Below are 13,093 nucleotides of genomic sequence, written 5' to 3'. Positions count from 1 at the left end.
AAGATCATACAGAACATGATCGAACTTGTTTGCTAAGCTCTTCCCCATCAAGCCTACCGCGCGCTCGCCACACATTTGCTAGCCATGCACTGATGAGGTAGGCGACGACGCAGCCATTGTCTTCAGCATGAGACAATGGTGCCAAACCCGTTCTGCTCCGATGGCTTGAAGACTCTCTACGTGATGATGTCGTCGATGGCCGCCCACCGAAGGTGGTCAAGTTGGGCACCGTCCATCATTGGCGATTCGCTCTTGTCCGTCATTCGCAACTTTGTCCGGCGGCAATCCCGAACCCGTCTCGTCACCGGGCGGGAATCTAGTCTAGGCTAGCGAATAGCCCAGCTGCTATACAGGGACATCGTAAGACATCGAGCCCGTGAGACGCCGGATTAATTCCTCGATCAACGCTACCTTGGCCGCTTCGCCTAGGCATCAGTGCGTCATGATGGCATCACCGCAGCCCTGCGGGATGAAGTCGAAGCGCTCCACCGTCACGACGGTGACTGGCGACTACCCGGGCAGTGCGCATCATCCATCGCCATACGAGCGAGACCCCTCCGTGAAGCTCTACCAATCTTTTTTGGTAAGCGCGAGACAAGTTTCAGGACAACTTGGTGTGGTAAATTCGTTGGATTATGTTCGAAACATTCTGCTGCGAGGACTATTAACTGGCGACAGAGATTACGTTACACGGGTCGGTCCCAAAACGCGGTGTGCATGAAATTTCCGGCGGGCGCCCTTGAGGCCAAGCTAGCTTATCGCGGTGACGCAGGTCAAGTCGTGAACCCATAACGGATAGGTGGCAATGACTATCAGTGTCCAGACCTTTTACGATCAGCGCAGTGGCACCGCAACGCATGTTGTCACATGCGCTGCGTCCGGTTCTTGTGTTGTCATCGATCCAGTGTTCGATCTAGATCCAAAGTCGGGACGTACCAGCCGCGCTCCCGTTGACCGTATCGTGGATTTCATAAGGGCCGAGAAGTTGTCACTGGAATGGCTTCTGGAGACCCATGTTCATCACGATCACATCTCCGGCGCCCTGGCCTTGCGTGAAACGCTCGGCGGCCGACTGGCAATCGGCAAGCGCGTTGTGGAGGTCGCCGAAGTTATTCGCCAAGTCTATGCCCTGCCGCAAACGCATGCACGTCCGTTCGACCGTCTGCTGGATGAAGGCGACAGCCTGGGGTTTGGCGAAGAGACGATCGAGGTTTGGGCGACGCCGGGGCACACGATCGACCATTTGAGCTATCGCATCGCCGACACGATTTTTCTGGGCGACACGCTCTTCATGCCCGATAGCGGAACGGCGCGCTGCGACTTCCATCGCGGCGACGCCCGCATGCTCCATTCTTCGATCCGTCGTATCCTCGATCAGCCCGAAGAGACACGCTTGTTCGTTTGCCATGATTACGGCGCGGAGGGCAGCCGCCCGCCCGCCTGGGCAACCACAGTGGGCGCGCAGCGGGCCGAAAATATTCATGTCGGCAAGGGGCGGACCGAAGCGGAGTTCATCGCTCTGCGGCAGGAGCGCGATGCCGGGCTCGAAATGCCAGCGCTCCTGCTCGCATCCTTGCCGCTCAACATCGCGGCTGGGCGCTTCCCGGAGCCCGCAAGTAACGGGCGGGTCATTCTGCCGATGCCGCTTGATGTTCCGGTCAGTGCTCTCTAGCCGCCACCGCCCGAGCGTGGCTTCCACCGCCCCAAATACACGGGACACCGTGATGGATGAAATCCTGTCAACTGGCCGTCCGCTCGATTGCCTCGTTGTTGGAGGGGGCCCTGCGGGCCTGACTGCTGCGATCTATCTGGCGCGGTACCGGCGACGCGTCACCGTAGTGGACGACGGCGACAGCCGCGCACTCTGGATACCCCGTTCACACAACCATGCCGGCTTTCCCGACGGAATTAGCGGCAAGGAGCTGTTGAGTCGTATGCGCGCTCAGGCGGAGCTCTACGGTGCCGGAGTGCTGCGGGGCCGTATCGAGACGATCGAGGAGCGGGACGGCAGCTTTCTGGCGTGTGGTAACAACATCGCGCTCGAAGCGCGAACCATTCTTTTGGCAACCGGCACCAACAACCGGCGCCCGGACCTCGATCCCGCTATGCATCGGTCTGCGCTGGAGCGCGGTCTGCTGCGCTATTGTCCGGTCTGCGACGGCTTCGAGGCCGGGGACAAGGCTATCGGTGTTATCGGCGCCGATGCGCGGGGCGTCGCTGAAGCCTTGTTCCTGCGAACATATTCCGAAGACATTACCATACTCCCGGCGGGTGCAGTCGATATCAGCTCCGACGACCGCGCCCTTCTCGAACGCCACGGTATCCGCGTGGAAGAACGACCGCCCTTGCGCCTCGATTGCACCGGTAGTCGCGCGATAGTTCACTTTCGCGACGGCTCGCAGCTCAGCTTCGACACCATCTATCCGGCGCTTGGTTCCGAAGCGAACGACCATCTTGCCCAGGCGCTCTGTCTCGACATGGCGGATGGGTGCTGTATCGCGGTCGATCAAAAGCAACGCACTAGCCGAGGCGGCATCTACGCCGCAGGCGACATCGTCTTCGCGCTCGATCAGATCAGCGTCGCGATGGGCCACGCGGCAATCGCCGCCACGACGCTGCACAACGATCTGCGCAATCTAGACGGCTTAACGCGCCAGTAGTAAATCGGGCTGTGAAGTCGAGAATGGCAGCACAGACAAAACCTTCGAAGCGCTTGGAGCTGCCTGTCCAGAGCCGCAGTGCATCGCACCTCATCTCTTTGTCGTATTCAATCTGGACTGATGGCGGTTCTCGTGTGTTTCATGACGGAAGTGAAACAGCCGCGCTGTGTGGGTCTTCCATCAGCGCAAAGCAGGGCATTGGGACTGTGCCGATACGGAGGACATTAACTCGGTGGCAAAGTCAGTTGTAAATGTGTCGGACCGCGCGACGGTGCAGGCAGTTTGGCCAGGCTTGCGCTGTTGTGTGGGCAATGGATGAGGTGATATTGTGCACCGGTGATGGTCACATTCTCCCGTCACCGGGGGTGGGCGATCAAAGGAGTGATACAGCGTGAAATGGCGGTTCACGAGCGTGCTGTACAAAGGCAACGCCCGATCGCCCTTAAAAAGGTAGCGTTCCTTGATACCGAGGCCGAAGATGAGCGCAACATCAGAGAATTGCCCAGCGGGGCTCTGATCGCATCTTCCCAGCAGGTCGACTGCGACCATGGGGTGCCAGCATGTCCTTAACGTGAGCATTTGGCGCCTAAGTGTGCTAATATTTGGACATCTCGCTATATTTAGGGGCAGTCGCTTTTATGCTCAGGGCGCTTTCCAAACAATCGGCCCCACCGGTGGTGTTCGGACTTTTCGTGACGCTCATTACTTTGTCTGCAATACCTTTGGCGAAGGCAGACGCACTCGATTTGGCACAGGCTGGTTTTGCAGCGAAGCAGCGTCGCGATTGCGTGCAAGCCATTCAGCTTTTTAGCGAGGCAATTCGTCAGGGCAATTTCGATAGTGAGCGCCGCGGCTTCCTCGTCTACAGCCGAGGTGTATGTTACGAGGGCATGGGAATTAGCGACAAAGCGTTATCCGATTTCGACACTGCAATAGCGCTTTTGCCGAACTTTCCCAATTCCTACATCTACCGGGGCCTGATTTGGACATTCGAGCGCGAATACGATCGCGCCATCGACGACTTTCTTAGCGCGCGCCGACTAAGTCCCAGGGATCCGATGATTTTCAACAACCTTGCGGGCGCTTACGAAAGAAAAGGCGATCTGGATCGAGCGATCGAAAACTATGATGAGGCGGTTCGCCTTCAGCCGAGTTACGCAGAAGCTTATTACAACCGCGCTGCCGCCTTTCTGACGAAAGGCGACCTACAAAGAGCACTTTCTGATTACGACCAGGCAATCTCACTGCAGCCGACGTTTGCGGATGCAATCGGCAACAGAGGCGCGGTGCATCTGATGCTGGGAAACTTTGAGAAGGCGATCGCAGATTTCGGCGCGGCGATCCGCCTTAGGCCGGGGGACGCGAGCTTTTGGGCAAATCGGGCCAATGCAAATTTGACAGTAAGAAATTTTACTGCGGCGCTCGCCGATTTCGATCAGGCGCTCCAACTTGCTCCCGGAGACCCAGCCTATTATCTCGGTCGAGGACGCGCCCGATTGTTTGCCGGGGATAATACGGCGAGTGTCGAGGATTTCAAAACCGCGGTGCGTCTGCGGCCGTCCAATCCATATGCGATGATCTGGCTCCACATCGCTCGCGTGCACGGTGGAGAAAATGACCGCGCCGAGCTGACCGAGAACGCTGCAAAAGTCAGGCGAGACATGTGGCCGGCGCCGATGCTCGAGTATTATCTGGATGCGGTCGATTCGGGGCAAGTTCAGGCGGCATCCCGTATCGGGTCTGGCCAGGATCAAGCCAAGCGCGCGTGCGAAGCTGAGTTCTTCTTGAGCGAGTCCATTGTTCATGCCGGACAAGTCGATCAAGCGCGCGAACGTCTCAAAAGCGTAGTGGCAGGGTGCAAACTGTATGACGTCGTTTACAGCGCAGCATTGGCCGAGCTTAATTTACTTTCTAAATGATGGGCGACTCAGCTGTGCTCCAATCATTGACAGGGCGCGCAGAGCAGACGCGCGCCGACAATTTTGCGCATAATTGATTAGGCCCCTTAGCCTTGATCGGCAGGCTCCAAGCGTGAATGCGAAGGTCGGTTCCGGGACAAGGGCATGAGCAAAAACATCGTCATTTATTCTGATGGTACTGGGCAGGACGGTGGCGCCCGTCCGGAGCAACGCATCAGCAACATCTACAAGATGTACAGGGTCTCACGTAACCACGCGGATACGGCTGTCGACCCGACCAAGCAGGTCGTCTTCTATGATGCCGGCTTGGGAACCGATATCGGTGCCACCGCTTTCATCGCTCCCTTGCGATTTGTCCAAAAGATGCTGGGATCTGTTGCTGGCGATGGGATCAAACGCAATATCGCTGATTGCTACGAATTTATCCTCAACCACTATGAAGAGGGCGACCGGATCTTCCTGTTCGGCTTCAGCCGCGGAGCCTACACGGTGCGCAGCGTTGCCAACTTGCTGATGCTGTGCGGCATCCCGACCACGACGCCCGCAGGCCCGCTGCTGCGCTTTCGGAAAGCTGTGAAGGATGTCGCCTGGGAGGCGGTCGATACAGTGCTCGAACACGGCGCGGGTCACCCGCGCGAGCAGTTTGAGGCGGAGAGACTGGAACTGGCGCGGCGATTTCAACTCAAATACGGGTCTGGCGATGAAGCAAACTCGAATGCCGCCGCCTATTTCATCGGGGTGTTCGACACCGTCGCAGCACTTGGAGCAAGCGGCCCCAGGCGTCGCATGATCCAACTGGGCTTGACCCTCGGCGTTGCGGTTGCTGCGTTTATAGCTTCCCTTGTCCCTGCCGCGGTTGTCGGTGTAGTAACAGCCATTGTCTCGGGAGCAGGCCTGCTTTGGGGATTTATCGTCCCGGCGTGGTTCGTCACCCATCTGGCGATGTTGGGTGCCGTCCTATGGTTCTTGAATAAGCAGCGCACGACTAATCGTAAGACGATTTACGATTTCCCAAACAAGGGAGACCCGCCTCGTTCGCACATTGCGGAATGGACGGGAAAGAACTTCGACCGCCTCCTCAGCAAGCACGTTCGGTTTGCGCGATCGGCGAATGCGATCGATGAAGCGCGTAAGGACTTCGCCCGGGTCGGCTGGGGCGGCACCGAACCGGGGGCGCACCCTGCCACGCCTGGTTTTGATCGCATTATCCAGCTTTGGTTTGCGGGCAACCACTCCGACATCGGCGGGTCTTATCCGGAACCGGAATCGCGGCTGTCGGATATCGCGCTCTCCTGGATGTGCGAACAAGCGATTTCCGTCCCCGACGGCCTCATCACCGGCCCGATCTACGTCGACGGCGTCAAAATGCCGAACACCGGGGATTCTGGCCCCGCGCTAAACCTGTTTCCTCGGGCCGAAGGTGTGCAGCATTGCGAGATTGCCAGCATGCGCGACACCCTGGATAGTTACGCTGCCAGCTTGCCAAAATGGCCGTGGCTGCAGACTCTCGTCGGCGCCAAGAACTGGGACTTTGAAATCCGGGAGATCAATCCCAAAGCACCGGTGCACGCGACTGTCCGGGCGCGGTTTGACTTGCCGGAGGTTAGGCAGTGTGCGGGCGTTGGCGCGTACCGCCCGGACGCGCTGAAAAATCATGAAAGCTTCAAGCAGTATTACCAGCCGCTGACGAGCGCGGAATCCCCGGCTCATCTGCACCGAAGTCCTGCCGCATCTCTCGATCGCTCCGACTCGAAGGCCTGATGTTCGCGGGACGCTCTCGAATGCGTTTTTCCGACGCGAAATCCATTGGTCGGAGTTTTCACACCCTTCGTGACGCTGACGTGACACCTGCAAAAACTTAGCTGTTGCCAACACCCAAATGTCGTGCCGAATACCGGTCAAATGGGCGGGCGTAGGTGCAATGAGAAAGGCTTTTCTGGCGATGGTCCTGGCGGCAAGCTCGGCCGTCGAGGGGCAGTCGGCTGACCTTGGCAAGGTCAGCGCAAATACTCCTGTCGATTGGACCGGGCCTTTCGTTGGCAGTCATTTCGCCTACGCGAGCGGACATTCAAACTTTTCCTTGGTCGGGCCCGGGTTGCCGCCATCCTCGGGCGCGATCGACTTGACCAATCCAATCGATGCTTTCAAGGGGACGGGATCGTATGCGTTAGGGTTGGGTGGCGGATACAACTACATGCTGCCTTCGCGCATGGTCGTCGGCCTTGAGGCCGACATTTCCTTTCCAAACACGGTTTCCGGAATTGCCACAACGACGGGCGTTCAGGGTTCGCAAACGCTTACGCAAACCGTGCTGACATCTGGAACGCTGCGGGCACGTGTGGGATATGCGCCGGGCTCCTGGCTGTTCTATGCGACGGGCGGCCTCGCATGGAGCTATGATGAGGCGCAGCTCGGGCCGGTCGATGCTCCAGAAGACACAACCAAGACCACGCGACTTGGAACGGTGTGGGGCGTGGGTGCCGAACTCGCGCTATCGAACAACTGGTCCGCCCGGTTTGAATATCTCTCCACGAACTTCGGAGGGAAAGAGATTGGGTTCGGTGGAACCGCGCAGCGCCTGTCATCGGACCTCGCGGTTCAGACCGCCCGCCTCGGCGTCAATTACCGCTTTGGCAAGGAGGGACAGCGGGTTCTACAGGATGGCTTGACACCGTTCGAAACTGATCGGTTCGCTCTGCACGGACAGACTACCTACCTCCAACAATACGCAGCACCGTTTCGGTCGCCCTATATCGGCACAAACAGTCTCATCCCCAACCAGACCCGACAGACTTGGGATGTGACGCTGTATGCTGGATTTCGCCCCTGGTCAGGCGGAGAGGTCTGGATCAACCCCGAGATCGATCAGGGGTTTGGCTTGAGTTCGACCGTCGGTGTGGCCGGCTTTCCAAGTGGCGAGGCCTACAAGGTCGGAGCGGCGGTTGCCTACGCGCGCATCCCGCGCGCGTTCTTCCGTCAGACTTTCGATCTGGGCGGAGAGACGAAAAAGATCGACGCCGACATCAACCAGTTCGCGGGGAGCCAGACGTCGGATCGACTGATCCTGACCCTTGGGAAATTTGCGGTCACCGACGTGTTCGACACCAACAAATATGCTCATGATCCGCGCAAGGATTTCATGAATTGGTCGGTCGTTGACACCGGCACCTTCGATTACGCCGCCGACGCCTGGGGCTTCACCTATGGCGCCGCAGTTGAATGGTACAAAGGTGACTGGACATTCCGCGGCGGGATTTTCGATCTCTCCCGCGTCCCCAACAGCACCGAATTAGATCCGAGCTTTTCTCAGTTTCAATGGGTCGGCGAGATCGAACATCGGCATGAGATCTGGGGCAAGAAGGGGAAGGTTGCGGTCACGGCGTTTTTGTCGCGTGGCCGCATGGGGCGCTTGGACGAGGCCGTAACGCTGGCGCGGGCAACGGGAATGCCCGCTGATGTCGCTCTGGTCAGGCGATACCAAAGCCGAGCTGGCATCGGTGTGAACCTGGAACAGGAAATCACGGCTGACCTTGGTGTGTTCGCTCGCGCGGGCCTCGCTGATGGGTCAAAGGAAGCTTACGAATTCTCCGATATTGACTCGACGTTCGCTGCCGGGCTTTCGCTGACCGGTTCCTCCTGGAACAGGCCGAACGATACGTTCGGGCTGGCCGGCGTCGTCAACGGCATCTCGAGTGCCCGCCAGGCATATCTTGACGCCGGCGGTCTCGGTATTCTTGTCGGCGACGGGCGCCTGCCGAACGCCGGTCTGGAAAAGATTATAGAGACCTATTACAGCCTCCCAATCTGGTCGTGGCGTGCGACTTTGAACTATCAGCTTGTTACGAACCCTGCCTACAACCGCGATCGCGGCCCGGCTTCGATCTTTGGCATTCGGATGCGCACGCAGTTCTGACGCGTGCTTTGGGGCGGGCGCATCGCCGGGTCACGCTTGCTCGCCGCGGAATTGAAGACGCGTCGATTCCAAGCTGCTCCGGTTAGCTTTCACTCCGTCAGTCGACATCACTTTAGGTAAGGTCAGATCGGGCACTTTTATCTTAACGACCCTGCAAGGACCGCAGAGTTGTTGGAAATCCGAAACCGCTTCTTGACCGACCACGACGCGAGCCAAAAATTTTGTGGTAGATGGTAACGGGCGCTACGCGCGGGACGGACACATTCAGCAACAAACCCAACCGAAGAGCGGCCAGATGGAACGACGTAAAAATCCGCGGCGGCGTGTCCTGAAGAAAGGATCAATTCAATTTGGGGCATCAGCCATTGATTGCCTCGTACGCAATGTCAGTTCGGTTGGCGCGATGCTTGACGTCGAAAGTCCCGTTGGCATTCCGGTAGAGTTTGTGCTTGTCGTGCCAGTGGATGACATGCGCATGCGGTGCCGCATCATCTGGGCGAAGCAGAATCGATTGGGTGTTGAATTTCAATAGCCGCCAATCCGCTTAGTTTGCCATCGAAACCGGTGCACGCTCTTGCCGTGGCTAAAAGTATTTGAGAGCTTGACGCGCGTGCAAGCCCGTCAGCTATCACACCCGTCCGGGTAATAGAGGTTATTTTTCCGAACGCCGCGGTCACTGATTTCCAAACCGTGAAAGGACTTCAATAACACGGCATTCCCTGATCCTGCCATGATCGCTATTTTCGACCATTGCGCGTAGTTCCTTTCGCAGCGCCGTCAATCGTGCTATTTTGTGCTCGACATCAGCAAGATGAGCACGCGCAATCTGATCGGCCTCTTCGCAAGGCTCCTCCGGTAAACCCGCAAGGGCCAGAAGCTGCCGGATTGAATCCAGATCGAACCCGAGTTCCTTGGCGTGGCGAATGAAATTAAGGCGCCGGACGTCCACATCTTTGTAGACTCGTCGGTTTTGTTCGGTTCGCAACGCGGTTGGGACGAGGCCGATCTCCTCATAGTACCTGATTGTCGGCACGTTCATCCGCACCATCTCCGCAACCCTGCCGATAGACAGCTCGTCCTTCATCAGATTCAGCCCTTGCTCCTCAAGTGACTTGAGGATGTAAGCTCCTTTCTCGGTGATAATGCAAGGACCGAGAGGCCTCGATGGCCGAACGAGGTTTCGCATGAAGGTGCGAGCTTTTGGTTCAAGGGAGTACCACATGCCCCAGGATAAACCCGGTCAGCATCACGATCATCCGGGCCACAAACCGGGCGACGTCGATCAGCACGGCCATCGCGATAAGGCAGGCCAGAAGGAAGTCCCTGGCCAGCATCACGATCACCCAGGCCATAAGCCGGGTGACGTCGATCAGCATGGCCATCGCGACAAGGGCGGATCGGACAAGCGATAGCCCTTTTCAACCCCACCGTGGAGGGCGGACTCGCCCTCCACGGTTTTCTCGGCGCGCCCGACATCAACTGATGAGTTCCAGAAGATCGAGAACTGCATTTCTGGTCGGCGGCCTAATCGCTGTCCCACTGGCCGCGACGAACTTGGTCCTCGTGCTCAAGCGAATTTTCCCGGACAGCATCGCTGTGAATTTCATAGGCCCGGTGCTTTGCGTGCTCGGGGTTTTGCTATTGGTTATGTACCTCAGGCGCGAGCGATGAGCGGCGCTGCGAAAGTATCACCGACGGTCAGGAATACCGCTTGAGCGAAGCGCCGGAGACTTTAGACCCTGAAACAGAGCACCAAAGTCCGGTTGTCGGGACTAGCAAACCACGCCTGCTGAAAGTTCTTGGGCCTGGCCTCATTACAGGAGCTTCGGACGACGACCCCAGCGGCATCGCGACCTACAGCCAAGCGGGCGCTCAGTTTGGTTACGGCTTATCCTGGACGCTGCTTCTGACGTTCCCCTTAATGACCGCTGTTCAGATGATCAGCGCCAGGATGGGCCGCACGACAGGCCGCGGTCTCGCAGGGCTCCTCCGTCAACACTACCCGAGTTACGTCCTTCTGAGCATCGTCATTCCGCTGCTGATCGCAAATTCCATCAATATCGGCGCGGATCTTGGCGCCATGGCGGATGCCACGCGCCTGATCATTGGTGGGCCCCAAATTGTATACGTTCTTCTGTTCGCTGGGATCTCCACCGCGCTGCAAATCTTCATGCAATACACGAGCTACGTCGCCGTTTTGAAGTGGCTGGCTTTGATCCTGCTGGTCTACGTCGCGACGATGTTCATGGTCCAAGTGTCCTGGGGCGAAGCGCTATACCGGCTTGTGGTACCGGACATTACGTGGAGCAAAGAGTATCTGACTACGCTGGTTGCGGTCTTCGGAACCACCATCAGCCCGTACCTGTTCTTCTGGCAGGCTTCTCAGGAAGCGGAAGACGTCCGCGAGCTGCCGAAGCGACGGCCGCTCACGCGCGCACCACAGCAAGCACCGGCGGCGCTTGCTAGGATCGAGCTTGATACGATCGCCGGCATGGGCATCTCCAACTTCATTGCCCTCGCGATCATGATCACGACCGCAGCAACGCTGAACGTCGCAGGTGTCAAGGATGTCGAGACGTCGGCGCAGGCTGCCGAGGCGCTCCGCCCGATCGCCGGCCCCCTGGCCGAATTGGTCTTTGCTCTCGGTGTGATTGGGACGGGTTTGCTCGCGATACCGGTGCTGGCTGGCTCGGCGGCCTATGCGGTTGGCGAAGCGCGAAAGTGGCCAGTCGGTCTGGCGCGTCAGCCCCTTGAAGCCAAAGCGTTCTACATAACGATCGCTGTTGCGACGCTGGTTGGCATGACACTTAATTTCACACCGATCAATCCGATCAAGGCTCTGTACTGGACCGCGGTGATCAATGGCGTGGTGGCGGTCCCCGTGATGGTCATCATGATGCTGATGTCAGCTCAGACGAAAATCATGGGTGAATTCACAGTGAAAGGTTGGCTCAAAGCGCTTGGCTGGTGCGCGACGGCCATCATGGCGGCGGCTGTGGCCGCGATGGCGGCGACCTCATTCTAAGTAGTTGCTCGCCGTCCACCGAGCCGCGATGTCATAGCGAAGGGCCGTACCGAGCACCGGGGCCAGAATCGCCGGCCGTTTCGCACGTACTGCAGCATAACAGTTAGGAGATTGCATCATATCTATCGGCGATAGTCCCCCGGAAACACCAAGTCCTGGTCGACAAGGACATTGAACTTGTATCCAGGGCGGATTTCCAAAGTCGGCTGTACGTCCATGTTGCGCGAGATCGTGCGCTCGGCCATGCGTCCGAAAGTTTCTGCAAACGATCGCCGGGCCGCATATTCGGCGGTGTTCTGCATTCCGAACGAATTACGATCGCGCGGGATCGCCATCTCCGTGCCGGCGCCGATCAAGGCGATCAGGATCGCAGAGCCGAAGGTCTGCAGCAGTTTGCGGTCGATCTTGTCGCTGAAGCCGCCATAGCCCTGCGCATCCGTGCCGGCCATGCCGCTGATCTGCAAGGTCGAGCCGTTCGGCAGGATGATGTCGGTCCACACGACGAGCACGCGCGACTGGCCGAAGGAGACCTTGCTGTCGTAGCGCCCGAGCAGTCGCGTCCCCTGTGGGATGAGCAGGCGATGGCCGGTCGCGCTATCGTACACGTTTTGAGACACCTGCGCTGTGATGCGCCCGGGAAGGTCGGAATTGATGCCGGTGATAAGAGTCGCCGGAATGACCGAGCCGCGCTTGAGTTCGAACGGCGATCGTTGCGGCACCACGGAGTTGGGCAGATAGCCGAGCTTGGTGAGGTCGCTGTTGAAGAAGCTCTCTTTCGATGTCTGCCCGTTCGGGTCGATGGGCTGCCCGGTCAAACCGGCGCGGAGCGCGGCCGCGTAAAGATCGGCCGCGCCCCCATTGCCAAGCGGGCTCGCGGCTCCCGGCCGTTGTGGCTGTTGTTGTGCCCCGGCGGGCGTCGCGGTCTGCAACTTGGCGAGGTTCACGCCAAGCGGTGAATCATAAGCGGTACTGTGCGCCTGAATGCGCGCCATGCGCTGTCGGTGTTGCTCGCGCAGATACTGCTCACGCTGCTCGCGCTCGATGCGGGCGCGCCAGGCCTCCTCGGATTCGATCGCCGGCCCCTCGCGCACCGGCTGGGGTGCGGGGGTGAACGGGTTCGCCGCCGGTCGCTCGGGCGCCGGCGGAGGCGCAGGCTGGAAGACTTGCGCCGGCGTCGGGTCCTCGATGATGCCGTCTGGCACATTGCGCTTCATCGCATCGGCGTAGGTCGAGGCGGGACTCGATGGCGGACCGTCGGAACCGCGATCGCCGCGGAAATACAATCCGCGCGTCGTGAGCCCATAGAGGATCACGCCAAAGAACAACACGACAAACACGATCGCAGCGATGACCGGCAGGCGGTTAAGACGACGGATCTTCGGCGCGGGTCCGCCGGCATTGAGATCAAGCGACTGCGCCATCACCGTCCTCCGCTAACCGCGTTGCATTACCGACACGGGACTCGTCGGCTTCGCGCCCGAGGCCGTCACCGTATAGGCGCGGCCGAGATCGAGTTGCTGCGTCGACAGTCGCGCGAGGATCGTGCCATCGAGATTGTCGACGACATACGCAAGAG

11 protein-coding genes are annotated in these 13,093 nt (G+C 58.9%); 7 read left to right on the top strand and 4 right to left on the bottom strand.

Annotation, left to right across the window (positions count from 1 at the left end):
* The first annotated feature begins 805 nt into the window (after nt 1-805).
* From IP86_RS20295 to IP86_RS28260, 6 genes are all read left to right on the top strand, one after another.
* Nucleotides 806-1,672: an MBL fold metallo-hydrolase gene (locus IP86_RS20295; RefSeq protein ID WP_054164243.1), complete on the top strand. Its 867-nt coding sequence runs from the start codon at nt 806-808 to the stop codon at nt 1,670-1,672.
* A 52-nt stretch (nt 1,673-1,724) separates the two neighbouring features.
* Nucleotides 1,725-2,660: an NAD(P)/FAD-dependent oxidoreductase gene (locus IP86_RS20290; RefSeq protein WP_054164242.1), complete on the top strand. Its 936-nt coding sequence runs from the start codon at nt 1,725-1,727 to the stop codon at nt 2,658-2,660.
* Nucleotides 2,661-3,352: 692 nt separating this feature from the next.
* Nucleotides 3,353-4,579, top strand: a complete 1,227-nt coding sequence (locus tag IP86_RS20285; RefSeq protein WP_245290684.1) for a tetratricopeptide repeat protein — start codon at nt 3,353-3,355, stop codon at nt 4,577-4,579.
* 144 nt (nt 4,580-4,723) lie between these two features.
* A complete protein-coding gene (locus IP86_RS20280; RefSeq protein ID WP_054164240.1) occupies nt 4,724-6,340 on the top strand; it encodes a T6SS phospholipase effector Tle1-like catalytic domain-containing protein in 1,617 nt (538 codons plus the stop codon).
* A 160-nt stretch (nt 6,341-6,500) separates the two neighbouring features.
* Complete coding sequence (locus tag IP86_RS20275) at nt 6,501-8,492, top strand: carbohydrate porin (protein WP_054164239.1); 1,992 nt, start codon at nt 6,501-6,503, stop codon at nt 8,490-8,492.
* Nucleotides 8,493-8,787: 295 nt separating this feature from the next.
* A complete protein-coding gene (locus IP86_RS28260) occupies nt 8,788-9,024 on the top strand; it encodes a PilZ domain-containing protein (protein ID WP_082364133.1) in 237 nt (78 codons plus the stop codon).
* Nucleotides 9,025-9,165: 141 nt separating this feature from the next.
* Here the strand turns inward: IP86_RS28260 and IP86_RS20270 are convergent, their stop codons facing one another.
* Both IP86_RS20270 and IP86_RS29150 read right to left on the bottom strand, forming a co-directional pair.
* The gene (locus tag IP86_RS20270; protein ID WP_054164266.1) at nt 9,166-9,576 is read right to left on the bottom strand and encodes a MerR family transcriptional regulator; all 411 of its coding nucleotides are present in this window, start codon (nt 9,574-9,576) and stop codon (nt 9,166-9,168) included.
* 121 nt (nt 9,577-9,697) lie between these two features.
* On the bottom strand, nt 9,698-9,868 hold the full coding sequence (locus IP86_RS29150; protein ID WP_197279906.1) for a hypothetical protein: 171 nt from the start codon (nt 9,866-9,868) through the stop codon (nt 9,698-9,700).
* A 335-nt stretch (nt 9,869-10,203) separates the two neighbouring features.
* Between IP86_RS29150 and IP86_RS20260 the strand changes: the two genes are divergently transcribed.
* A complete protein-coding gene (locus IP86_RS20260; protein ID WP_054164237.1) occupies nt 10,204-11,517 on the top strand; it encodes an NRAMP family divalent metal transporter in 1,314 nt (437 codons plus the stop codon).
* Nucleotides 11,518-11,639: 122 nt separating this feature from the next.
* Here IP86_RS20260 and trbI read toward each other — a convergent pair whose 3' ends face one another.
* Nucleotides 11,640-12,938 carry an IncP-type conjugal transfer protein TrbI gene (gene trbI / locus IP86_RS20255; protein ID WP_054164236.1) on the bottom strand — a complete coding sequence of 433 codons (1,299 nt, stop codon included), beginning with the start codon at nt 12,936-12,938 and terminating at the stop codon, nt 11,640-11,642.
* Nucleotides 12,939-12,950: 12 nt separating this feature from the next.
* A partial coding sequence (locus IP86_RS29465; protein ID WP_502694008.1) for a conjugal transfer lipoprotein TrbH occupies nt 12,951-13,093 on the bottom strand: 143 nt, incomplete at its 5' end.

This window comes from Rhodopseudomonas sp. AAP120, assembly GCF_001295845.1.
GTDB lineage: Bacteria > Pseudomonadota > Alphaproteobacteria > Rhizobiales > Xanthobacteraceae > Rhodopseudomonas.
The sequence above is the reverse complement of the archived record's forward strand: the minus strand, read 5'-3'. Positions and strand labels throughout refer to the sequence as shown.